General features: G+C 36.2%; 18 protein-coding genes and 1 tRNA gene. 11 read left to right on the top strand and 8 right to left on the bottom strand.

Features of this window, described 5'->3' with window-relative positions:
* Positions 1 to 67: 67 nt before the first annotated feature.
* Positions 68 to 150 (bottom strand) — tRNA-Leu (locus tag IPK14_12655).
* Between the two features lie 287 nt (positions 151 to 437).
* On the opposite strand from IPK14_12655, the gene IPK14_12660 reads away from it, so the two are divergent.
* From IPK14_12660 to IPK14_12685, 6 genes are all read left to right on the top strand, one after another.
* Positions 438 to 3,032, top strand: a complete 2,595-nt coding sequence (locus IPK14_12660) for a VCBS repeat-containing protein (protein MBK7994231.1) — start codon at positions 438 to 440, stop codon at positions 3,030 to 3,032.
* Between the two features lie 299 nt (positions 3,033 to 3,331).
* Complete coding sequence (locus tag IPK14_12665) at positions 3,332 to 4,345, top strand: thiamine pyrophosphate-dependent dehydrogenase E1 component subunit alpha (protein MBK7994232.1); 1,014 nt, start codon at positions 3,332 to 3,334, stop codon at positions 4,343 to 4,345.
* Positions 4,346 to 4,354: 9 nt separating this feature from the next.
* Positions 4,355 to 5,329, top strand: a complete 975-nt coding sequence (locus IPK14_12670) for an alpha-ketoacid dehydrogenase subunit beta (protein MBK7994233.1) — start codon at positions 4,355 to 4,357, stop codon at positions 5,327 to 5,329.
* 142 nt (positions 5,330 to 5,471) lie between these two features.
* Positions 5,472 to 6,881 carry a 2-oxo acid dehydrogenase subunit E2 gene (locus tag IPK14_12675; protein ID MBK7994234.1) on the top strand — a complete coding sequence of 470 codons (1,410 nt, stop codon included), beginning with the start codon at positions 5,472 to 5,474 and terminating at the stop codon, positions 6,879 to 6,881.
* Positions 6,882 to 6,898: 17 nt separating this feature from the next.
* The gene (gene lipB, locus IPK14_12680) at positions 6,899 to 8,008 is read left to right on the top strand and encodes a lipoyl(octanoyl) transferase LipB (GenBank protein ID MBK7994235.1); all 1,110 of its coding nucleotides are present in this window, start codon (positions 6,899 to 6,901) and stop codon (positions 8,006 to 8,008) included.
* A 228-nt stretch (positions 8,009 to 8,236) separates the two neighbouring features.
* Positions 8,237 to 9,499 (top strand): transposase, encoded by a 1,263-nt coding sequence (locus IPK14_12685; GenBank protein MBK7994236.1) that lies wholly within the window; start codon positions 8,237 to 8,239, stop codon positions 9,497 to 9,499.
* 138 nt (positions 9,500 to 9,637) lie between these two features.
* On the opposite strand, the gene IPK14_12690 is transcribed toward IPK14_12685, so the two are convergent.
* Together IPK14_12690 and IPK14_12695 are read right to left on the bottom strand one after the other, a co-directional pair.
* Positions 9,638 to 11,935 (bottom strand): molybdopterin-dependent oxidoreductase, encoded by a 2,298-nt coding sequence (locus IPK14_12690; protein ID MBK7994237.1) that lies wholly within the window; start codon positions 11,933 to 11,935, stop codon positions 9,638 to 9,640.
* A gap of 34 nt (positions 11,936 to 11,969) precedes the next feature.
* Positions 11,970 to 12,557 (bottom strand): TetR/AcrR family transcriptional regulator, encoded by a 588-nt coding sequence (locus tag IPK14_12695; GenBank protein ID MBK7994238.1) that lies wholly within the window; start codon positions 12,555 to 12,557, stop codon positions 11,970 to 11,972.
* Positions 12,558 to 12,725: 168 nt separating this feature from the next.
* Here IPK14_12695 and IPK14_12700 point away from each other — a divergent pair, with 168 nt between their 5' ends.
* From IPK14_12700 to IPK14_12720, 5 genes are all read left to right on the top strand, one after another.
* The gene (locus IPK14_12700) at positions 12,726 to 13,259 is read left to right on the top strand and encodes a sigma-70 family RNA polymerase sigma factor (protein ID MBK7994239.1); all 534 of its coding nucleotides are present in this window, start codon (positions 12,726 to 12,728) and stop codon (positions 13,257 to 13,259) included.
* Positions 13,256 to 15,664 (top strand): von Willebrand factor type A domain-containing protein, encoded by a 2,409-nt coding sequence (locus IPK14_12705; protein MBK7994240.1) that lies wholly within the window; start codon positions 13,256 to 13,258, stop codon positions 15,662 to 15,664. The genes IPK14_12700 and IPK14_12705 overlap by 4 nt, the downstream gene beginning before the upstream one ends.
* A gap of 168 nt (positions 15,665 to 15,832) precedes the next feature.
* The gene (locus IPK14_12710) at positions 15,833 to 17,689 is read left to right on the top strand and encodes a LysM peptidoglycan-binding domain-containing protein (protein ID MBK7994241.1); all 1,857 of its coding nucleotides are present in this window, start codon (positions 15,833 to 15,835) and stop codon (positions 17,687 to 17,689) included.
* Positions 17,690 to 17,701: 12 nt separating this feature from the next.
* Positions 17,702 to 18,025, top strand: coding sequence for a rhodanese (locus tag IPK14_12715; GenBank protein ID MBK7994242.1), 324 nt, complete (start codon positions 17,702 to 17,704; stop codon positions 18,023 to 18,025).
* 78 nt (positions 18,026 to 18,103) lie between these two features.
* Positions 18,104 to 18,436: a sulfurtransferase gene (locus IPK14_12720; GenBank protein ID MBK7994243.1), complete on the top strand. Its 333-nt coding sequence runs from the start codon at positions 18,104 to 18,106 to the stop codon at positions 18,434 to 18,436.
* 295 nt (positions 18,437 to 18,731) lie between these two features.
* Here IPK14_12720 and IPK14_12725 read toward each other — a convergent pair whose 3' ends face one another.
* From IPK14_12725 to IPK14_12745, 5 genes are all read right to left on the bottom strand, one after another.
* Positions 18,732 to 19,223: a hypothetical protein gene (locus IPK14_12725; protein MBK7994244.1), complete on the bottom strand. Its 492-nt coding sequence runs from the start codon at positions 19,221 to 19,223 to the stop codon at positions 18,732 to 18,734.
* 26 nt (positions 19,224 to 19,249) lie between these two features.
* Positions 19,250 to 20,653 carry a sigma-54-dependent Fis family transcriptional regulator gene (locus tag IPK14_12730; protein ID MBK7994245.1) on the bottom strand — a complete coding sequence of 468 codons (1,404 nt, stop codon included), beginning with the start codon at positions 20,651 to 20,653 and terminating at the stop codon, positions 19,250 to 19,252.
* A 2-nt stretch (positions 20,654 to 20,655) separates the two neighbouring features.
* A complete protein-coding gene (locus tag IPK14_12735; protein MBK7994246.1) occupies positions 20,656 to 21,618 on the bottom strand; it encodes a VWA domain-containing protein in 963 nt (320 codons plus the stop codon).
* Between the two features lie 78 nt (positions 21,619 to 21,696).
* Entirely contained in the window at positions 21,697 to 23,463 is a 1,767-nt protein-coding gene (locus tag IPK14_12740) for a hypothetical protein (GenBank protein MBK7994247.1), read from the bottom strand.
* A gap of 73 nt (positions 23,464 to 23,536) precedes the next feature.
* Positions 23,537 to 23,899: a (2Fe-2S) ferredoxin domain-containing protein gene (locus IPK14_12745; GenBank protein MBK7994248.1), complete on the bottom strand. Its 363-nt coding sequence runs from the start codon at positions 23,897 to 23,899 to the stop codon at positions 23,537 to 23,539.
* Positions 23,900 to 23,933 lie beyond the last annotated feature (34 nt).

Here is a 23,933-nt window from a genome sequence, read left to right on the forward strand (position 1 = left end):
TGATTATTTAAGTTATGCTGTAGTAAGTATAATAAAACTGCTTTTTCCAAAAGAGGAGTTACTAAAGTGCCGAAGGTGGGACTTGAACCCACACACCCTTGCGGATACTGGATTTTGAATCCAGCGCGTCTGCCATTCCACCACTCCGGCATATTAAGAACAAGCAGTAATTTACTCCAACATTAAATTAACTTTCAAGCTCTATCCCCATTTTCGTCCCCATTTTTGTTGGAATACTTAATATTTTTCATCTTAAAGCAAAAAGAAAAGCTCTGGCTCTATCAAGAAAATAATGAGTACTATGTCCAAGGCGACGAATCTGGATTTATTTTTGTTGTTCGGAAAGATTTTAAGTTTCCTGGAAAAACCTCTGTCCTATTTTTCTCCTTTTTCCACCTTACAATGTAGAAGGAAATAGAAACAAAGGAGAAGCAGTTATGCTATCAAAGAAGCTTATTACCAAAGTTATTCTTACATCAATTATTCTAGTAGTAACATTTTTTTCAACTATCAATACATTTAAGAGCAGTGCAGCAAGTTTTCAATCAGATAACAACTTGGCAACAGAAATTTCTAATGTAGATGGAACGATACCAGACCAATTAGTATCTTGTGGAGCATCTGCAAATTTTTCTGGCATTACAAATGTAACAACTGCAAATATGAACAAAGATATTGCTGCTGGTGATTTTGACAGTGATGGCTTAACAGATCTTGTTACTGTTAGCGAAGAAGGAAACGCTTATTATATTTCAACAAAATCACCTGAGGGTTCATATTCTTCACCAACAACTTATTCCCTTCCTAATAATTCAACACCAACAGGTGTTTCAGTAGCTGACTTTAACCTTGATGGCAAACAAGACCTTGTTATTACTAGAGGTGGCTCAAATTCTGCCCAGATCTTTAATGGTCAGGGCAACGGACAATTTACAGCAGGTAATGTTACTAGTGTAGGTAGTGGTGTTCAGCATGTAGTTGTAGCTGATTTTAACAATGATGCTCGTCCTGACTTTGCCACTATTAACACTCAAAGCTTTACTGTAGCTATCAATAGCTCTAGCAATCCTGGAACATTTACCACTAGCAATGTCTCAACTGGTGGTAACAGCCTTTATATCCTAGCTGGTGATTTTAATAGCGATAGTAAGGTTGATATATTAGTTTCCAGAACTAATATTGACAATGTAAGACTCTATCCAGGAAATGGTAATGGTACATTTGGTACTGCTATATCAATAGCTGTAGGCGATCAGCCTTGGGGCGCGGCTGCGGGTGACTTCAATAAGGATGGCAAGCTTGATGCTGCTGTAGTAAATGAATTCTCTGATTCTGTTTCAATATTGTTAGGCACAGGTAGCGGTCTTTCAAACTCTCCAATCACATTTTCAACTGTAGATGACCCAGTTGATATTACAGTAGGCGATTTCAACAATGATTCTAATCTCGATCTAGCTATAGCAGGCTATGATTCAAACACTGTAGAAGTTCGCTTAGGTGATGGTGCTGGCAATTTCACAACTACAAGCAACTATCTAGTTGGCTCACAACCATTTTCAATCATAGTTGGCAAGTTCAATGGTGATGCTTCTCTTGATATTGCTACTGCTAATCATTCTGGAAAAAACATCTCTATTATTAAAAATAACTGTTGTACTCCATTTGTATTACAACCATCAGCAATAGACAATTCTATAGCTGGCAAATACTATACTCAGCCATTGATGGTTGAAGAAGGCGGAAAGTATACCTTTAAAGTATCGGCTGGTGCTTTGCCTCCAGGACTACAATTGAGTAATGACTATGCTGGAGCATTGCTTTCTGGTGTGGTAAATCAACCAGGTACTTATAACTTTACTATTACTGCATCAACCCCAGGTTGTACAAGCAGTAGCAAAACCTATTCAATGACAGTAGCTACCCCAACAAACTCATTTGGTTTTAATTATGGTCATTCCATAAATACTGGCTCATTGCCTCACGCTACCATTACAGCAGACCTAAACTTTGATGGCATTCTTGACCTAGCAGTAGCAAACTATGGAAGCAATAATATAACAACTTTTGCAGGTAATGGTCAGGGAGGCTTTACGCCTGATGAAACTGTAGCTACTGGTGCTGGCCCAACTGCTTTAGCATTTGGTGATTTTAATGAAGATGGTGTTACTGACCTAGTAACAGCCAACTTCATCGGCAGGAATGTTTCAGTACTTATCTGTAAATATCCAGACTATATCACTGGTGACGGGCCATATCCCTTCTATTATGCTCCTGCTGTAAATTATGGTGTAGGCAGTGCAGCACAAGCAGTAGAAGTAGGTGACTTTAATCAAGATGGACATCAAGATCTAGCTGTAGCAGTCGATGGGCAAATATTTCCATTCAATAATCAATATGCTTCAGTAAAAATTTTTAATGGACGTGGAGACGGCACATTTACCAGCGGCCCACGTATTGATATAACTCCTGTTCTACAAAAGATTGAATCCTTGGCAGTTGGTGACTTCAATAAAGATGGTAAGCAAGATATTGCTACTGCAAACTTTAATAATAATAACGTAACTATATGCCTTGCTACCGGCCCTAATACATTCTCCAAATCACTAGTAAGTGTTGGTTCAGGCCCAAACAGTATAGTAATTGGTGACTTTAATAAGGACGGTAAACAAGATATTGCTACTGCAAACTACAATTCAGCTAATGTCTCTATCGCTTTAGGAAATGGCAATGGCACATTTGCAACTACTACTAATATTGCAGCAAGCGAAACTACCCCATCTTCAGTAGCTTTAATGGAAATTAATAATGATGGAAATGTTGATTTGCTAGTAACAAGCCCAACAAATGGAGTTGTATTTATGCTATTAGGTACAGGAAACGGAAACTTTAATATCTTCCCATATCCAATGCTTCCACAAACATTAGGCGTGTGTGCAACTACAATAGGCGCTTTTGATGGTGATAATGTTGCTGATGTAGCAATCCCCACTGGCAATGGCAACAATGTAGAGTTTGTTTTCTCTAAATTTTAACTAAATTTAACTAATAGGTTGATATTTAATTAATTTGCCGTAAAAAAAGCTAGCGAGGGACAACCATAAAATTGTCTCTCGCTAGCTTTGTATAAGAGGATATTTAATTAAATGATTAATTTTCTTCATTAATTCCATTTCACATCAAATAAATTTACCTGTAAAAATACGCAAGCCTAGTAATTAAACCCTTATGTAAGATTCTGCTGGAACGGCTCGAAATCAATTTATCACTATGATATGCTGGCAAGCTTTCTGAAAGCTAGTTGAACGAGGTTGATTTTAACTAACAATTTTCTATGGCAAAAAAAGCAAAAACATCTGCACAAAATGATTTAACTAATCAACAATACTTAGATTTTTACTATTACATGCGGCTTACTCGCAGCCTCGAAGAACGTTTAACAATCCTATTTAAACAGAATAAAGTAGTAGGTGGGCTTTATCGTAGCCTTGGACAAGAAGCTACGGCTGTTGGAAGTGCGTTTGCGTTAAGAGATGGCGATGTACTAAGTCCATTAATTCGGGATATGGGCGCGTTGTTAGTACGTGGAGCAAAACCACGTGAAATTTTTATGCAATATATGGCGCGAGATGGTGAAGGGACTGCACGAGGTCGGGACTTAAACATTCATATTGCAGACATGCAACGCGGTTATGTTGGCCCAATTAGTCAGCTAGGCGATATGGTAGCAATTATGGCTGGCGTGGCAATGGGCGGCAAAATGCAAGGTAAAAATATTGTTACTATGGTTTATGTTGGCGATGGCGCGACTTCTACAGGAGCTTTTCACGAAGCAGTAAACTTTGCAGCCGTGCTAAACCTGCCAATGGTGACAATTATTGAAAATAATGGCTATGCTTTCTCAACTCCTACAGAAAAACAATGCCTAGTTACTGACTTTGCAGTAAAAGCAAAAGGCTATGGCATACCAGGTGAAACTGTTGATGGAAATGATGTTGTAGCCGTTTACCAAGCTAGTCGTCGTGCTGTAGATCGGGCGCGAAATGGTGAAGGCTCTTCAATAATTGAAGTTAAAACCTTTCGTATGCTAGGGCATGCTCAACATGACAATCAAAGCTATGTTCCAAAAGAATTATTAGAGCAATGGCGAGAAAAAGACCCCATTACAAACTATCAAGAGTTCTTAAAGAAAAACAAACTAGCAACCGATGATAGCTTAAAGGCAATGGATGAAAAAATTCTTGCTTATCTGGATGAAGAAGTGGCTATTGCTGATAAGGCTCCTTTTCCACCAGTAGAGTCTTGTTTAGAAGATGTATATTTTGAAACTCCAAAACAGCAAAAATAAGGTGATCTAATGGCAGTTGTTACTTACTTAGAAGCAATTCGTCAAGCGTTAATGGAAGAAATGCAACGAGATGAGCGGGTTTTCTTACTTGGAGAAGACATTGGTGCTTATGGTGGTGCATTTAAGGTGACAGACGGACTTTATGATAAATTTGGAGCAGAAAGGGTAGTTGATACCCCAATTTCTGAGTCTGCAATTGTTGGCGCGGCTTGTGGTGCTGCTATGATGGGAATGCGGCCTGTTGCAGAAATCCAATTTATTGATTTTATTTCCTGTGCTTTTGACCAACTTACCAACTACGCTGCAAAATCTCGTTATCGTCAAGGAATCGGCATTCCAATTGTAGTACGTGGGCCATGTGGCGGTGGTGGACGGGGTGGCCCGTTTCACTCTCAAAATGTAGAATCATTTTTTCTAAATACCCCAGGGCTTAAAATGGTTGAGCCAGCAACGGCTTATGATGCCAAGGGCTTATTAAAAGCGGCTATTCGGGATGAAGACCCTGTACTTTATTTTGAACACAAGTTTCTTTATCGCCGCATTAAAGAAGATATTCCAGATGATGACTATATTGTCCCTATTGGAAAAGCAAAAGTAAGGCGTGAGGGTAAAGATATTTCTGTAATCACTTATGGGGCAATGGTGCATACAGCACTAGAAGCAGCAGAAAAACTTGAGTCAGAAGGAATTAGTTTAGAAGTTGTAGACCTTCGTAGTCTTCTACCTTATGACGAGGATGCAATCTTAACTTCTGTTGCTAAAACCAGTAAAGTTATTCTTTTGCACGAAGCAACTAGAATTGGTGGCTATGCTGGCGAGCTTGCTGCTGTAATTGCAGAAAAAGCTTTTGATTGTCTGGACGGGCCAATTGTACGGGTGACAGCACCTGATACACCTGTTCCATACAGCCCACCACTTGAAGATTTCTTTTTGCCAAATGCAGAAAAATTAATGAAAGCAGCCCGGCAGTTAGCTGCATATTAAATCCAGCCCTAAAGGACTGGGCTATTATCAGCCGTCCCTCTGGGACTAAAAGAGTTAGAAAATAAAATTTTAGCATTACATCTGAAAACCTAAAATTTTATTACTTAATTACTTACATTAATATTGGAGGAAGTGGAAGTTTATGGCTATAGATGTAATTATGCCCCAAATGGGCGAAAGTATTGCTGAAGGTACAATTGTAAAATGGATCAAAAAAGTCGGTGATGAAGTAAAACGCGATGAACCATTATTTGAAATTTCTACAGATAAAGTTGATGCGGAAATTCCATCTCCTGCCGCTGGTGTGCTAGTAGAAATTTTAGCTACCGAAGGTCAAACAGTACCTATTAACACGGTTGTTGCCCGTATTGGCGAAGCTGGCGCACGTCCTTCAGCACCAGCAGCACCAAAATCAGAGGAAATAAAACCTGCTCCAGTCGCACCTGCTCCAACACCAGTTGCACCTCCTCCAACACCTCCAGCACCCGCCGTTGTTGCACCACCTCCCCCTCCAGTTGCACCACCTCCTCCACCAGTTGTTGAGGCTCCAGCCGTTGAGGAAGAAGTAACCAAGCGATCTTCTCCATTAGTTCGCAAAATTGCACGTGAAAATAATGTAAATATTAATAAAATCGACGGTTCTGGTTTAGGTGGACGTGTTACTAAAAATGATATTTTAGGTTTTATTTCTACCCAAGAAACCGTTCAAATTCCTGTTCCTCCAGCAATTGCAGCAATGTCCGTTCCTGCTCAACCTGCTGCGCCAGTTGCACCTCCTCCAGTTGTAGCACCTACACCATCTTTAGTAGTTCCACCAATAGTAATCCCAGCAATGGAAACTCACCGTCCAGGCGATCGCGTAGAAATTGTGCCAATGTCACCAATGCGTAAGAAGATTGCAGAGCATATGGTAGCTTCTCGCCGAATTTCTGCACATGTTCAATCTTTCTTTGAAATTGATATGACACGAATTGCTCAACTACGTGAAAAACACAAAGAAAAATTCTTTGAACGTCATGGCGTTAAACTAACTTACACACCTTTTATTATGAAAGCTGCAATTGATGGTTTGATGGCCTGGCCTGTGATGAATGCTTCTTTAGATGGTGATAACATTGTCTATAAAAAAGACATTAATTTAGGTATGGCTGTAGCTTTAGATTGGGGTTTAATCGTCCCTGTAATTAAGAATGCTGAAGAAAAGAACTTAGTTGGATTAACTAGATCAATGAATGATTTAGCTAACCGCGCACGTAAAAAACAACTTAAGCCAGATGAAGTTCAAGGTGGAACATTTACAATTACCAATCCTGGTGTTTTTGGTAGCTTGTTTGGTACTCCAATTATTAACCAACCTCAAGTTGCAATTATGGGCGTAGGTACAATTGAGAAGCGTTTGAGCGTTATGCAAGATGATTCAATTGCTATTCGCACCAAAGCTTACTTTAGCATTTCATTTGACCATCGTTTGATTGATGGTGCAGTAGCTGATCAATTTATGGCACACGTTAAAAATGTGCTAGAAAATTTTGAAGCTAGCGAATTAGGCTAATTGGAGGGTTTTGATAGATGTCAGAAGAAAAAATTCCTCGCATCTGTCAAGTAAGACACTTAGGTTTAGTTGACTACGAGGAAGGCTTGAAACTCCAACAAGCCTTCCTTGAAGCCCGCACCCAAAATTTAATCCCTGATACGCTTTTCTTTCTTGAACACCCTCATGTTTTAACCCTTGGACGTAATGCAAAAATAGGCAATATCATTAGCTCTAAAGAAATACTTGAAAAAATGCAAATAAGCATTTATGAAACTGGCAGAGGTGGAGATGTTACTTATCACGGGCCAGGCCAAATAGTTGGTTATCCTATTATTAGCCTTGCGCCTGATCGCTGTGATGTTCATCGTTATGTCCGTGATTTAGAAGAAGTTATGATTCGTACTGCTAAAGATTTTGGCATCACTGCTAGTAGAATAGCAGGTCTAACAGGTGTTTGGGTAGGACAAGAAAAACTAGCTGCAATTGGTGTTCGTATCTCTCGTTGGGTTACAATGCATGGTTTTGCTTTTAATGTAAATACTAGCTTAAATTACTTTAAGTTGATTGTTCCATGCGGTATTTCTGATAAAGGAGTTACATCACTTCAAAATTTATTAAAACAACAAATCCCACTAGAAACAGTAAGTAATCGTCTTGCTTATCATTTTGGAGAAGTTTTTGAACGCGAAATAGTTTTCCAAGAAACTAAACATCGTTCTGTCCAAGTTGTAATTTTTGATGATAGTTTAATTAAGCCGCTTTATTTGCTGCTACGTCGTACAGATGAGCGCGGCGGATTTTGGCAACCTGTAACAGGAAAAATCAAAAAGAAACAATCTGAATCTCCAAAAGAAGCAGCCATTAGAGAAGTATTTGAAGAAACAGGACTTGAAGGCGAATTGCTAGATTTAGATTATATCCACAGTTTTTATATTGAACCTCAATTCTTAAAAAAACCTCAAATAGAACCTCAAACTAATTTGGAATATTCCTTTGCTCTAAGAACCAAAAAACAAGCTGTAAAACTTAGCCCTAAAGAACATATTGATTTTGAATGGCTGCCATATAAAGAAGCCTACAAGCGTTTAGTTTGGAACGGCAACCAACGAGCATTTTTGTTAACAGCAAAATTAATTAAGCAATAATTATATAGCTAAAAAGAGAATTATTAATCTGGTAGTGGTAAAAAAAGTAACGCTGAATGGCTGTTTAGTGTCACCAGAATTTAAGGCTTAGGAATGACTTGCAACCAAAATAAATTACAAATCTTCCGCCATTGCATCCCACGTCTTTAGGCGTGGGATGAATTGCGGCAGTGAAATAAATAAATAATAAATATTGACGTAAGAATAATAGCATAATATAATAGAAAAATGAAAGCAAATAGAGTAATCCAAATAGAGCTACAAGTACCAAGTAGAACTTGGCAACAAATGACAGATGCCAGAATAGAAGCGGCTCGCTTATGGAATAGAATGGTAAAACTGCACTTGTGGTTTAGGAAAAGAAGTAAAAAATGGCCTACTCAATCCCAATTTGAAAAACATTTTGCAAGGAAATTCCGCCTACACAGTCAAACAATCCAAGCATTAATAGCTAAATTCTTTGCAAATATTGAAACAACTCGCGTCAATAGAGCAAATGGAGAAAAACACGCTCGCTACCCATATAAGAAAAAGAACTACTTTAACCCAGTTTGGAAAGGCCAACACATAAAAGTAGAGAATAGTTACATAATACTACCAATGGGAATAGACCCTCACAGCAGAAAAAGACAATTAGGAATTTGCATCCGTTTGCCAAAAGACTTGCCAGAAGGAAAAATAGTACAAGCAGAGTTAGCCTTTGGTAAATTGCTTTTAACTATCCAAAATCAAGTTGAAGTAACAAAACCAGCTAATGAGAAAATAGCAACAAGTGATTTAGGTTCAATACATTTATCAGTAGTAACAGATGGTCAAGATTCTCTAGCAGTAGTCGGGCGAGGTCTTAGAAGCATCAATCAAGGAAAAGCTAAAGCATTAGCAGAAATCTCTCAACTTCAATCTCGTTGTCAAAAACATTCTAAGCGTTGGACTAAACTACAAAAAGCTAAGTATAAAATACTAAATAAAGCAGAGAATCAAACTAAAGACCTACTTCACAAAGCAGCAAATGAACTAGTAAATTTCTGTAAGGCAAAAGAAGTATCAAAGCTAGTAGTAGGTGATATAACTGAAATAAATAGAGGAAAGAAAAATAAAGCTTCTCGTAGATTAAACCAAGAAATGGGGTTATTAAGTTTAGGGTTATTTGTAGCATATCTTAGGTATAAATTAGCCATCTTTGGAATAGAATTAGAAGAATATAACGAGTCTTATACAACAAAGACTTGCCCGGCTTGTGGTAATAAATATAAGCCTATAGGCCGACAATATCACTGTCCTAAGTGTAAATTTGTCGGAATTCGTGATGAGGTAGGAGCAATTAACTTGCTAAACAAATACCTCAATAAGGGAGAAATTAAACCCAATTTCCTTATTCCAAAAGGAAAAGTAAAGTATCTACGACCTGTGAAATTGAAAAACTTTGCTAGACGTAGTAGAGCCGATGACACCGGCCACCCCTTAATCCACGCAAGTTGTGCTGATGGGTGATGCTTTTATGGCTTGGAAGCGGTTGGACTGTTTCTAACAGTAGGTGTGAGCCTTTCTGACTACTTCCTTAGCGACCAAAAGAATCCAATGCCTTTAGGCGTTGGAGTGTCAATCTTCAGCATTACTTTTGCACACTACCTAATAATTTAACGATGTCTTTGTTTGCGCTAAATCAATTTTTGTAAGATTTACAGGAATATATTTATGATATGGAGTGCCTGCTAATGGATCCATATCTTCACTGGTTGTTAATTCATTGATGTATGGCCCGGTTTTGTGGCGTTTTCCATCGCTAGAAGGATGCTCTAAGCCATATCCATGAGGCAGTGTAACTAAACCTTGGCGATTTGTATCATTAACCTCAACTTGTACAAGAACACTTCCTCGTTTTGACTGGCATTTTACCCAATCACCATTAGCAATCCCCAAATTGGCAGCATCTTTTGAATTTATCCTAAGTGCGCCGTCCGCGTCGCTTCTTCTCCAAGCAGGATCTCTAAAAATAGTGTTGGCGTTATATGAACGTCTTTCCCCAGCACAAAGTATAAAAGGATAATCTTGTTTTGACTCTGTTGGATCAAGTAAAGACAGTTCTTTAAGCATTTCTGGTATTTCTAAATGAATGCGTTTATCTCGATGTTTAATAAATTTCCATGTGTCTTCATATTCATTAACACTAAAAATGGCTCCAGAATGTGAAAAAAGTATTGCCTCAAACAAAGCTTCTCCTAATTCAAAATCTTCTCCTTTGTAACCTGCACGACGAACTTCATCAGGAAATTTGCCTACAAATTGATGACAAGTTGCCCATAAATAAGCCGCAGACGCAGCCCCTTCAGGAAGCGTTTCCCCTAGCGTTTGGTAAAGAACAATTGGCGCATAATCAAATAACTTAGGCGATTTAGCCAGCATTTCTTGAAAAGCAAAAGCATAATTTAGACGACCTTGTTTTGCTGCTTCTTTTAGCTGGCTTAAATCAGCCTTAAAAACTCCCATAGCCGTTATTATCCTAGTGTAAATTTCTGTTTCTGTAAGTGTCCCTGGCAATGGTTCAAAGAAAGGTTTACGCAGATGAAAAGCGTTTTTAGGAAATTCCATATTAAAAAATGTGGCTTCCCATTTTTCAAATTGTGATGAGGCTGGCAAAACATAATGAGCTAGTGCGGCTGTTTCTGTCATTGCTACATCAATCACAACTAGCAAATCTAACTTAGCAAAGGCTTTACGATAAGCTTGAGTATCAGCAGCAGTAACCACTGGGTTTGCGCTATCAACAACAACGCCACGAGTTCTATCTAAATGATCATTATCAATTTCTAGTGGCAAAATATTTGGAGGCAACAAGTTAGCAATAAATGGAAATCCTGTTACTTTAGAGCGCATTTGCTGTTTACCTTCTTCAGAATGTCCAATCATTGGAACTAATGCAGTATGAAAATTATTTCCCCCTTTTTTACCAAAATTTCCTGTAACTAAATATAACAAAGCTCTTAAATAAGAATTAAGCGTACTATTAAGCGTTTGCTCTATTCCAAGGTCGGTTCTTATACAACAACTTTTTGCTTCACTAATTAAATGGGCGACTTTATAGACATCTTCTAATTCAATTCCTGCTTTTAGAGCAAAAGCTTTTACATCTATAGCCATTAATGAATCTCGAACCGCTTCAAAACCTGTTGTACGAGCATCTAGGAAGGTTTTATCTTGTCGGTTTTCTTGAACAATCACGCCAAGAATTGCAGCCATTAAAAAAGCATCTGTGCCGGGTCGTAGTTGTAAATGCAGGTCTGCCATTGCTGCGGTTTCTGTACGACGAGGATCTATAACAATCATTTTACGGTTTGGATCTTTATGGATTTCCTGAAGAATTTGTCTAGCATTGCGAATACCATGAGATTGCCAAGGATTTGTGCCAATAAAAACTACAACTTCAGCATTTTCAACGTCTTCTGATGGATGACAATTTTGCCTACCATAAAGCCTACCATCCACCCAAAACCCGCCTGTTTTTTCTTGTGCTAATGAGTTGTAGTAGTTTGGAGTATTCATTGCTAAACGCAAGGCTTTAGCATAGGGCCCGGCTAAATGATTCCCTTGTCCTCCACCGCCATAAAAGGCTAAACTATGACCTCCATAAATATCACGTAAATTTACTAATTTTGCTGCAATTTCAGAAATAGCCGTTTCCCAAGAGATTTCTTCAAATGTCCCATCTTCGCGTCGTCGTAGAGGCGATGTTAATCTATCGCTATGATTTTGATAAAAATTAAGCCGTTGGGCTTTTTGGCATAAATATCCTGTAGAAATAGGATGTGCCTTGTCTCCACGCACTTTTATTATTTCTCGCTCTTTTGTTTCTACTTCAATGCCACAATTACGGCTGCAAAGTATACAAGCTGTAGGTTGCCAATTTTTATTTGTTTCCATTTGGTTCATAGCCTAATTCCTTTAACTCATTTATTTAGTTTATTTAGTTTATTTTTATGGTACTTTCACAAATCTGTAAAGCTGCCTTTTGACAAGCTTTTAAGACTTGGTTTGAAAGCTCTTCATTGCTAATTGCACGGGCTAGCATTAATCCTCCAACTAATTGGGCGGTTAACGCTATGGCTTGTTCTTTAGCTTGCAATGGATCTTTGGACATCCTTTGAGCTATTTCTAAAAAAAATGTTTCTAAACATTGTTCATAACTGCTACGAGTTTTATTGCTGCTTCGGGTGACATCAGGAGTTAAAACCGGTAGAGGGCAACCTTGATCAGCATTATCTCTATGCCATCGGCTTAAGTAGCCTTTTATAAGCGCAGTTAGCCACTCAGCCTTATCTTTATCCTCTAAACTAGTTGATAAATTAGATTTAGTTAAAATATTTGTAATTACTTCAGAAAACAAAGCTTCTTTAGAATCAAAATGAGCATAAAATCCTCCAGCCGTTAAGCCAGCTTCAGCCATAATTGCATCTACACCTACACCGCTATAGCCTTTTTCCCTAAACAGTCGTCCGGCTGCTTGTAGGATTTTTTCATGTGTTTGCTTTTTATCACTGGCTTTGTATCGCATAAAAATTATTATATTACGCTCGTAATATAATAGTAAACTAGAAATTCTAAAAAATTTTTTCTGGAAAAAATATTAGAAAAAAATGAAGAAAAATTTAGCTAATCCATCTAATGGTATATGAAACAAAATTTACTAACCAATGATACAGAAACCATTAGGAAAATTATTTTGTCGTGTCAAGAGGGCGACCAAGAAGCGTTTCAACAGTTATTTTTGCTTTATAAAGACCGCGTTTATTCTCTGGCCCTGCATTTTAGCAATAATGAAAATATTGTTGCTGATATTACCCAAACAGTTTTTCTAAAACTCTTTATCAAGACAAAAGAGTTTCGTTTTGATTCAGACTTTAATACTTGGCTCTATCGCATCGTCGTCAATGAGTGCATAGAGCAACACAGGAAAGAACAACGTTTTCTTCCCTTCATCTTAGAAAAAATGAGTAAGTTATTTTATAGAGACTCACACGACGCTAAATTGCTTCGTAAGCAAGCTAGAACTGAGATTCAAGCCGTAATTGCAGGTTTAGACATAAAGTTAAAGCTACCTGTAATACTTAAATATATTGAAGACCTTTCATATGAAGAAATAGCTGAAATTGTCGGCTGTTCAAAAGGCACAGTAGCATCCCGTCTTAATCGTGCGCATAAAATTTTGTCACAAAAGCTTGCTCATTTAGAAATTGTACTAGGAGAAATACAATGAAGATATTTAACAGACACATAGCAGATCAGCTTTCTGCCTACCTTCAAAATGAGTTAACCGACAAACAAGCAAGTCAAGTTGAAAGCCATTTAAGCACTTGCAAAGCTTGTAAAAAAGAGTGTGAAGAAATTGAGCAAGGCATTTTCTTAGCCAAACAGCTTTCATTATCAAAATGTCCTGACTTGCTTTGGAACGGCGTAGAAAGCCAATTAAAGCTTCAAGAAAAATCTGTAACTAATAGACCTAGCTCTATTTATCAATTATTTCCCAAAACAACTTGGTCAAGAGCCTTTGCTACTGCTGCAATAGTTATTATTTTTTATGCTCTTGGCAGTTCATTTATAGCGATAATCAAAAAAAGTAACATTACTAGCACCAATAACAATGAAATAGCTAAACTTGAAAAAGTTTCTATAAAAGTTCCTGAAGTAACAAAAAGTAGTGTTATTTCTTCTGAATCCGAAGCTCCTGTAGAAAACTATAATAGTGATGCACGCCCGCAACGTGTTCAAACTTTACCAACACGTAAAATAGCACCTTCTAAAGGCGTTCTGCCATCGTTAATCCTCTTAAACCCTGGAGTCTTTCAACCAGAAAATACCCTAAGATCTCTTGAAAAAGATGGCAAAATTGGAGACAAAATTGCGAATGTTGGAAGTTACAATTTTAACCAAAATTCTACTGAGCAAAAAATTGAGCTATCTGTTGATAGTTTAGAGGCAAAGATAGATAACCGTCGCATTGATTCATTGCCTATTAACAGACGTAATTTTTTAGATTTTTCTCTAATTAGTCCAAATTCTAATAAAAGCAGCACAGTAACTTCTAGTATCCCTTTTAATGGTCAAACTGCTCGCTCAAATAGCTTTACTGTTGATGGTCTTGATAATAATGACTCTAGTGCAGCAGGTTCAACACCTAATCAAAATGTAACTAAAGAATTTCAAGTAGTTACTGATAGTTATGGAGCAGAATTTGGTCGTTTAACAAAGCCTTCTGAAGATATAAATGATATAAATGATATAAATAAAAAAAACCTAAATAATTCTACTGGTACAGAAGCATTTAAGAACTATGGTGTAAATGTTTGGACAAAAACCAAAAAAGATAGTTTTTCAACTTTTGCAGTTGATGTTGATACAGGCTCTTACACTATTGCCCGTCGTATCTTAACTGAAGGCTCACTGCCCCCAGCAAATTCAGTTAGAGTTGAAGAATTTGTTAACTATTTCAAATATCAATACCCTAGTCCAACTACTAGTCATCCTTTTTCCTTAACTATGGAAGCGGCTGCATCTCCATTTAATGAAAATCGCTATTTGTTAAGAGTAGGCTTAAAAGGGCGCGAAGTAAGCAAAGCAGAACGTCCAGCGACTCACTTAACTTTCTTAGTTGATAATAGCGGCTCAATGGATTCTGATGACAAATTAGGGCTTGTTAAAAAGAGCTTAAAAATGTTGGTTAAAAACCTTGAGCCTCAAGATACTGTGGCAATTACAACTTATGCTGGTGGAGTTGATTTAGTCCTACCTCCAACAAGCATTGCTGATAAAGCTGTAATCTTAAATGCTATTGATAATTTAGTTTCAGGCGGTGGAACAGCTATGGAAGCAGGAATTGACCTAGCTTACAAACAAGCTCACGCTTCTTTCCAAGTTGGTAGTATTAATCGGATCATTATTTGTTCTGATGGGGATGCTAATATTGGTAAAACTAACCCAAAAGACATCCTTAAGGAAATTAAAAGTTATGTAGACCAAGGAATTACAGTTAGCACAATAGGTTTTGGAATGGGTAACTACAAAGATGCAATGATGGAACAGTTTGCTAACAAGGGTAATGGTAATTACTATTACATAGATAATATGTCACAAGCAAAAAGAATCTTTGTTGAGCAATTAAATGGAACACTTCAAGTAATAGCAAAGGATGTTAAAGTCCAAGTAGAATTTAACCCATCTACAGTTAGCGAATATCGCTTAGTTGGCTATGAAAACCGAGATATTGCAGATGAAGATTTTCGCAATGATAAAGTTGATGCTGGTGAAATTGGTGCTGGTCATACGGTGACAGCTATTTATGAAGTAAAATTACGAAAACAGCCTGAAAGCAATTTAGCTACTGTTAGATTACGCTATAAAACTCCTGATGCTCAAGAAACTACCCCCGCTGAAGAAGTAGCAGCAAGCTTTGATTTGTCCAGACTTCAGCAAAATTTTGAGCAAACTTCTGAAGATTTTCGATTCTCCATTGCAGTTGCTGCTTTTGCGGAAGTTTTACGTGAAAGTTTTGCGGCTAAAGACTGGTCATTAGAAAAAATCATTAGTATTACTGAAACTGCTTCACAGCCTAACGACAAGGAAAGACAAGAATTTTACAACTTGTTAAAAAAGCTCAACAGCTAAAATTAGCTACATCTACAGCCACACCAGAAAATAATTAAGCCTTAAAGCTTATTTGTCTCTCAACAAATAAAAGAAAAATTTCCCGTAAGTTAAGATTGCCTAAACTCTGGAATTAGCTTAGTTTCTAGCCCATTGGCAGTGTTAAATTTTATTTGTTGGGAGACATAAATGGCTGAATTAAAAGATAAATATATCTCTGTACTAAAACTTGCGAAAACTCTTGGTTGTAAAAAAGTAAAAACTAGTGAAGAAAATGGACAACTAGTAGTTAATGCTAATTGTCCTACACAGTATTTAGCTAATGCAATTGCTGAAAAAGCTAAAGAAGTGGATGCTGAACACAAAGATTTAGCATTAAAGTTAAAAGTAGAAACATCTTCAGATTTAACTAATAAATATGGCCCTGTTTATGAACAAGCCTATACATTGGGTTGTGAAGAATTAACATTGACTGAAGAAAATGGTGTTTTAACGGTTAGTGCTAATTGTCCAACTCAATACAACGCTGATCGAATAACAGATAAAGCCAAAAAAGCTGATGCAGAATGGAAAAATTCATTAAAACTAGACTTAAAAATTCAAAGAACAGATATTTATGGTGAGCATAAAATTAAGGCCGATGACACTTTAGAAGTAATTGCCAAAAAAATAACTAAAAATAAAGTTACTCCAGAGCAAATTTTTGAAGCTAACAAAGATGTATTAACAGATCCAAAAACATTACCAGCCAAAACAACTATAAAGATTCCTAATTGGGATGCTTCAGCAGAAGGTGAAAAACCAAAGAAAAAAGCTAAAGAAGAAGCTAAACCTGTAACTGAAGCTTTAGAAGTTAAAGGGTCTGAAGCTTTGGAAACTAAAGGAACTGAAGCTTTAGAAGTTAAACCAACAGAAGAAAAGAAAGCTGAACCAGCGGCTACACCAGTGCCAGAGCCAACAGCTACACCAGAAGCAGAAAAAGCTGTAGAGCCTGCTGTTAGCCCAGCCGCTTCACCTGAAATAACAACTAGAGAAGTTATTGAAAAAGTTGCTTCTATTATAGCGGAAAAAAATCGTGCTGCTAAAACTGGTGATGAGTCAGAAACTACTGTAAAAACCATTGCTGAAAAAGTTGAAAGTTTGGTTGAACAAGCTAAACCTACTTTTGTCCAACCAGAATCAACAACAGAGTCTACTGCTAGCCCAGCCGCTTCACCTGAAATAACAACTAGAGAAGTTATTGAAAAAGTTGCTTCTATTGTTGAAGAAATAAACACGGCTGCTAAAGCTGGTGACGAGTCAGAAACTACTGTAAAAACCATTGCTGAAAAGGTTGAAAATTTAGTTGAACAAGCTAAACCTACTTTTGTTACTCCTGCTCCAGAAACAGCCAAACCTGAAATCCCTACACCTGCTAAAACAGAAACCCCTGCTAGCAGTCCTTCAACAAGCCAAGAAACCAAGCCTAGTTTAACAACTGCTGGTGCTGGACTATTTGCTGGTGCCGTTTCTAGTTCTACTAATGAAACAAAAGCTGAAGAAAAACCTAAAGAAGCTCTTAAAGAAAAGCCTGTAGCAAAATCAGAAACTAAAAAATCATCTGAAGAAGAAGTAGAAGAAGTGGAAGAAGAAGATGATGATGACGATGGCTATGATGATGATGATGATGATGGTGATGATGACGGTGATAGTTACGATGATGACGATGATGATGATGATGATGATGATAGTGAATGGGAAGATGATGAAGATGACGACGATGGCGACGATGACGATGGCGACGATGATGATGGCGATGATGATGACGATGGCGACGATGACGATGGCGATGATGATGATGGCGATGACGACGATGACGAGGAAGATGAAGATGATGATGACGATGACGATGGTGACGATGAGGACGACGATGATGGTGAGGACGACGATGATGGCGATGATGATGATGGTGAGGACGACGATGACGAGGAAGATGAGGAAGATGAGGAAGATGAGGAAGATGAGGAAAAGCCTGTAGATAACAAAAAAAGTAAAAAGAAAAAGTAAGAAAGGTAATTTATGAATAATTTTGAAATTACACCACAAGAGCTTAAAAAGCGGTTAGATGATGGTGAAAAGCTTTTTATACTAGATGTAAGAGAGCTTGCAGAATATGGGATCTGTAAATTATCTGGCTCTCATTTAATTCCCCTAGGTGAAATACCTAAGCGATTAAATGAGCTTGATCCAGAAAAAGAAATTATTGTTCACTGCAAACTTGGAGGACGTAGCGCGAAGGCAGTTGAATTTTTGCGCAGTGCAGGTTTCCAAAAAGTTAAAAATTTGATAGGTGGCATAGATGGTTGGGCGCAAAAAGTTGATCCAAGTATGCCACGTTACTAAGCTTTGGAGTTAAGCTATTGAAATCAAACGAACTACCCAACAATTTATTGGGTAGTTCAATTTATTTTTGGAGAAACTATGTTTTTACGAGATTGGGAAATATCAGTTGAGCAGTTAAAAGAACGCTTAGACAATCAAAAACAAAAATTTTTACTTTTAGATATTAGAGAGCCTTTTGAATATGAAATTTGCCGACTTCCAGCAGCAACATTAATTCCTATGGGTGAAGTTCCTTTACGATTAAGTGAACTTGATGAAGAGCAAGAAATTATTGTCTACTGCCATGCTGGTGTGCGTAGTGCAAGAGTGGTTATGTGGCTTCGTCAAAATGGTTTTTCTAATGCTAAAAGTTTAGCTGGCGGGATAGATGCTTGGTCTTGTTTGATTGATCCAAACGTACCAAGGTATTAAAACATAAGCTTAAAATTTTCGTTTTATTGCTGTTTAATTTTGCTTAGAGTATCTTCATGGAGAAGATCTTCATAAATTTTCTCTGTCTTTTGTGCTGCAATCGACCAATTGCAATAGGTTTGTGCATAAGCTATCCCTAAACGGTCGTGTTTCAGTAAAGTTGGTAATGCAATTGCAGCCCTTTGTTAAATCGATGTGCAAACCAAATGCCAACTTTTTTATAACACGACCGAAATAAAATGCTCTTTTATTTTTCAATAAGCTATAAAGCTAATACCAGATACTAGTTAAATTACTAAGACGCTTTTATTATCATATGTCGGATTTTTTCTAAATCTTTTTGGGCTTTTTCCACTGCTTCTAACATATCACGTCGCTCTATTTCGCTAATTCTATTATCTGCTACAGCATCTTTAATAATTCCTGAAAGTTCTCCTGTGCTAGCAGCAATAGCTAAAGTGCCTTCCATTAGCTCACTACAACTAATTTTCTTAGGCATGTCTGTAGGTTCCAATATTCTTGGAGTTTCAAAACCTAGTTCTGAACACATAGCAAATAAAACTCCATAATCATTAGCTGCTTCCATTAATTTAAGAGCTTCAATTAAAGAAATATCTCGTCCTTCGCGTGTAGTTTCTACATCGCTAGTTGCACGTCGCAATCGATCATAATTTATACCTACGGCATCAGCTAATTCTTTCATTTGTCCAGCTTCTTGACGTGGTAGCTGAAAAAGTGCGCGTCTTACATCTTCATAAGTTTTATTTTTTAATTTATCTTTTTTCATAATTTTTCCAATATTTTTTGATTTAATTAACAACGAATATTATAAGTCTTTATTTTACTATTAAGTGTAGTAGCATTTAAGCCTAATAATTTTGCTGCTCGGCTTTGATGCCCACTAGTATAATCTAAAGCTTGTTTAATCAACGAGACTTCAAACCTAGCAACTTCATCATAAAAAGAAACCCCATGCATTAGGTCAAATTGTCCAAAAAAGCCTCGTCCCCCATTATTTGCTAAAGAAAGTTGAGGGTTTAATATTTCTGGACGTAAACAATCTAACTCTAAATTTTGAGCGCGTGAAAGTACTACTGCACGTTCAATTGTATGTTCTAATTCCCTAACATTACCGGGCCAGTAATATGCCTCTAATGCTGCTAAGACTTCTGGTTTTATTTCTTCACTAATATTTCGCTGATTTTCCTTGTTATATTTATTGATAAAATGTTGAGCAAGTAGTAAAATATCTTCAGTACGTTCTCGTAGTGGAGGTAAGTCAATAGAAATTACATTTAGACGATAATATAAATCTTCTCTAAAGCGTCCATCTGCAACAGCTTGACGTAAATCTATATTAGTAGCTGCAATAATACGTATATCAACTTTACGAGTATGAGTATCACCTAGAGGAATAAACTCTTTTTCTTGAATAACTCTTAGTAGTTTAGATTGAGTTTCTAAGGAAATATTTCCAATTTCGTCTAAAAAAATTGATCCACCATCAGCAATATCAAAAAGACCTTTTTTTGCTGCAACTGCACCAGTAAAAGCACCTCTTAAATGACCAAAAAGCTCTGATTCTAGTAATTCACTAGGAATATTACCAGAATTTACTGTAACAAATTGTCCATGTTCTGATCTTGGGCTAGAAAAATGAATTGCACGAGCAACTAGTTCTTTACCTGTTCCAGATTCGCCTTGAACTAGCACTGTAGTTTTTGCTGGTGCAACTAGTTCAATTTGTTCTAAAACGGACTGCATTTTTTTACTACGAGCGATGATTTCACTTTTTTGAGAAGTACGTTTTAAGGTTTTCTTTAGCTCACGTCTTTCTTCATCCTTACGTCTACGAGCAATTCCACTTAGGACAGTATTTATAATATGTTCATTTTCAAAAGGTTTACGAATACAACTAAATGCGCCTTGTTGCCAGGCAGACACGGCTGTTTCAAAAGTAGCATAAGCAGTAATCATTATTATTATTGCCTCTGAATCAAGCTTTAATAAGCCTTCTAGGGTTTTTAATCCTCCAATTCCTGGCATTGAAACATCAAGTAAAACAACGTCATAGTTTTTTTGTTGGTAGCGTTCAAGTCCTTCTTCACCAGTTTTTGCTAAATCTACGCGATAACCTTCTTGTGCAAGTAAGCTTTCTAGCACATCTCGCATAATCTCTTCATCATCAATGACTAATATATTTCCTTTTTTTGCCATAATTAACTTTTTGGTTTTGCTCCTTTTTTTCTATTAGCAAAATACCCTGTGCGTGTACGAACAATATATTTATATTTCTTATTTGTTAATTTAACTTCTATAGTATGCCAGCGATTATCATCGCTCTTAGATGGATAATATCCTATTGTATACTGAGCGCGTACATCACTACAAACTTTCTTAAGTATTGGCAAAATCTCTGCTAGTGAAGTAGGAAAAAAAGTTTCTCCTCCAGACTCTTCTGCAATTTTATTTAGCAATTTTTTTGCTCTTGGCAAAGTATAGTCAATAAATTTACCATCAGGTGTAACAAAGCCTTCTGGAAATCCTAGTAAATACACTTGTGTATTTGTAGTGCGTAGTTGATTAATAAGTTGGTCTTTTTCTATTGTACTAGAGCGATCATCCCCGTCAGACATAACAATTAGAGCTTGACGGCGATTTTTAGCATTTAATTCTGCATATTGATTAGCTTGGGCAATCCCATCTAATAGAGCAGTTCCCCCGCTGGGTGAAAATTTATCTATAACTTTAGCAGCTTCAACAAAATTTTGTGTAAAAGGTTGGACAATTTGGATATTTTGATCATCTTTCATATTAATGATAAATACTTCATCTTCTGCACGGCAAAACTTAAGCATTTCCTTTGCTGCTGCCAGTACCATAGGCAACTTAAAGCGCATTGAGCCAGAAGTATCTATAACTAAACCAAAACTTATTGGAACATTTTCTTGAGAAAAAAATTCTAATTTTTGCTCTTTTTTATCCTCATAAACTTGGAAATCTATTTTTGTTAGTTCAGGAATAAAATTTCCACTTTTATCAACTACTGCAATATCTAGTAAAACAACTTCTGTTGAATCACTAAATAGTATTTCTTCGTTAGTTTTTTCAACTGTTTGTTGAGCAAAAGCTGTATTAACAAAAATTACTAATGTGATTATTAATAAATAAATTTTTTGCATTTCTTTTTGATTACAACTATAAATAAATCGTTGGCAATGAATTGTAGTTAAGCACTATAGACAGTGGACTACTATAATTTACTTTTTGTTTAACTCAACAGTAATAGAATCAATTTTATTTTTTGCTGTTAGAGCGGTTTCTGAATTAGGATCTAGTTCTATTGCTTTTTGCAAGTACATAATAGCCTGTTCTTTATCCACTTTATAACTATAAACTAAACCTAAATTGTAATACCCTACAGCAGCAGTAGAAGAAAGTGTAGCAAGTTCAATCATTTGCCTAAATTCTGCTTCAGCACGGATAAAATCTTCTTTGCGCCCATAAAGCCTACCTAATTGTTTATGTATCCCAGCATTTTTTGGACAAACTTTTTTGGCTTCTTCATAGTAGCTAATAGCTTGTTCATATAAATTACTATTGATATTTAATCTTCCCAATTCTAAGTTAGCAGTACAAGATTGAGGAATTCTTTCTTTAACAAAAGACCAAAATTGCCATTCATCCACCCAAATATAATTTTGATTTATAGTAATAATCATTAGTATTATAAAAATTGTTAGAGTTGATAACAGTGGCAAAATATGAATTTTTGTAGTTATTTCTTGTTTATCATTTTTTACAACTAATTTCTCATTAAAAATCAGCATACATTGGCCTAATAGTAAACCTGCTCCAATTAATGAAAAATAAAGATAACGGTCTTGTACCAAATTTTCTGGTGGAAAAGCATAAATATTTAATGCTGGTAATAAAGGGACAATAACCCAAATTAAAGCAACTCTTATAAGGACATTATTCCAAGCCTTTATTAAAAAGAAACTTGCTAGCAGTAATAATAATATTATTGGTAGATAAAAGTTTGATAGAGTTGGTTCATAAATATAAGTTACTGGGGAAAAAGGTTTTAAGTCAACTGGACAAACTAAAATTTTCAAATAATTAATAATAATATTTGGTAAACTAAAAATAATAATTGAATAAGGATTGCTAGCATCTACAAAATTTTGATTAATTTCTGGGCGGATTCTTCCCAAAGAGCTAAATTTAGCAAATATATAAATAAATGTAACCAAAACAAAGGGTAACGCTCTAATAAAGCAATTGAAAAGATGGTTAATCCAGGCTAGCTTATGCCTTAATAAAAATACTTCATAACTAAGAAGTAATATTGCTAATGCTATTGCCGGTTCCTTTGTAAATAAAGCTAACCCATAAAAAAATGCACTTACAATTATCAAAAAAATAAATCTTTTGTCTTTTAATGCAAATTCTCTAGCTTTTAAATAAACCAGTAAGGCAAGAAAAATTTTAATTGCAAGTAAAGCATTAACATAAGCAGAAATCCATGCAACGGACTCTGATTGCACAGGATGTATTGCAAACACCATAGATGCAACTAAAGAAAGAAGATTTACCCATTTTTTATAGTCTAGTAACTCTATTTTTTCTAACGTAGTACGTATAACTTTGTAAGCTAAACCTGTAGCAATAACATGCAACATAACACAAGTAAGATGCCATTTCCATGCACTAACTTTTGCATACGTATATATAACCATTAACTCAACAACTGAGATTGGACGATAATAAAATGAGTCTTTTTTTTCTTCTGATCTAAGATGATTTGTAAGGGATGTCCAAAAATCTGAAGTAAATACTTGTTTTAGATTATCAAGGCTCCAATCACCTAACATTTTTTCTGCTTTAACTACATGATAAATATCATCATAAACAAACCCAAAACTCACAGTATTAATAAAACAAATAAATGCTAATAAACAAGGAACTATCCACAAGTATTTTTTATTGTTTTCTAATAAGATATCTATTTTATCTACTAACATTTTATTTCCAATCTAGTATTTTTATATTGGAGCTAACTAGCTAAATAATCAAAAGGATTTGGTTAACTATCTATTAATTATCTATTAATTTTGTATCAATCAAATACTCTTCTACCACTTTGCCATTTATTAAATGTTCTTGAATAATGCGTTCTATTACTGATGGAGTGCAGGAATGATACCAAACCCCGTCAGGATAGACGACCGCTATAGGGCCCATTTCACAGATTTGGAGACAATTGGCTTTAGTTCGACAAATTCCGCCTTCTCTACTTAAATTTAAGATTTTTAGACGTTTTTTTAGATATTCCCAAGACTCTAGTCCTAGGTCTTTTTCGCAGCATTTTGGTTTACTTTGATCAGCACATAAGAAAATATGTCGTTTAATTTTATCAATCCCTAAGAGTTCTACTTTTTTTTGTAATTTTTCATCCATAAGTCTTTCCCTCAACATAAAAAAGCTTATAATG

This window comes from Blastocatellia bacterium (assembly GCA_016713405.1).
In the GTDB taxonomy this organism is placed as follows: domain Bacteria; phylum Acidobacteriota; class Blastocatellia; order Chloracidobacteriales; family JADJPF01; genus JADJPF01.

Bases quoted from the DNA above. Each gene is read 5' to 3' on its own strand.
- IPK14_12745 (MBK7994248.1), bottom strand. From the start codon at position 23,899: ATGGATGAAAAATTACAAAAAAAAGTAGAACTCTTAGGGATTGATAAA.
- IPK14_12670 (MBK7994233.1), top strand. From the start codon at position 4,355: ATGGCAGTTGTTACTTACTTAGAAGCAATTCGTCAAGCGTTAATGGAA.
- IPK14_12665 (MBK7994232.1), top strand. From the start codon at position 3,332: ATGGCAAAAAAAGCAAAAACATCTGCACAAAATGATTTAACTAATCAA.
- IPK14_12715 (MBK7994242.1), top strand. From the start codon at position 17,702: ATGAATAATTTTGAAATTACACCACAAGAGCTTAAAAAGCGGTTAGAT.
- lipB (MBK7994235.1), top strand. From the start codon at position 6,899: ATGTCAGAAGAAAAAATTCCTCGCATCTGTCAAGTAAGACACTTAGGT.
- IPK14_12735 (MBK7994246.1), bottom strand. From the start codon at position 21,618: ATGCAAAAAATTTATTTATTAATAATCACATTAGTAATTTTTGTTAAT.
- IPK14_12695 (MBK7994238.1), bottom strand. From the start codon at position 12,557: ATGCGATACAAAGCCAGTGATAAAAAGCAAACACATGAAAAAATCCTA.
- IPK14_12705 (MBK7994240.1), top strand. From the start codon at position 13,256: ATGAAGATATTTAACAGACACATAGCAGATCAGCTTTCTGCCTACCTT.
- IPK14_12720 (MBK7994243.1), top strand. From the start codon at position 18,104: ATGTTTTTACGAGATTGGGAAATATCAGTTGAGCAGTTAAAAGAACGC.
- IPK14_12675 (MBK7994234.1), top strand. From the start codon at position 5,472: ATGGCTATAGATGTAATTATGCCCCAAATGGGCGAAAGTATTGCTGAA.
- IPK14_12710 (MBK7994241.1), top strand. From the start codon at position 15,833: ATGGCTGAATTAAAAGATAAATATATCTCTGTACTAAAACTTGCGAAA.
- IPK14_12740 (MBK7994247.1), bottom strand. From the start codon at position 23,463: ATGTTAGTAGATAAAATAGATATCTTATTAGAAAACAATAAAAAATAC.
- IPK14_12660 (MBK7994231.1), top strand. From the start codon at position 438: ATGCTATCAAAGAAGCTTATTACCAAAGTTATTCTTACATCAATTATT.
- IPK14_12730 (MBK7994245.1), bottom strand. From the start codon at position 20,653: ATGGCAAAAAAAGGAAATATATTAGTCATTGATGATGAAGAGATTATG.
- IPK14_12690 (MBK7994237.1), bottom strand. From the start codon at position 11,935: ATGAACCAAATGGAAACAAATAAAAATTGGCAACCTACAGCTTGTATA.
- IPK14_12685 (MBK7994236.1), top strand. From the start codon at position 8,237: ATGAAAGCAAATAGAGTAATCCAAATAGAGCTACAAGTACCAAGTAGA.
- IPK14_12725 (MBK7994244.1), bottom strand. From the start codon at position 19,223: ATGAAAAAAGATAAATTAAAAAATAAAACTTATGAAGATGTAAGACGC.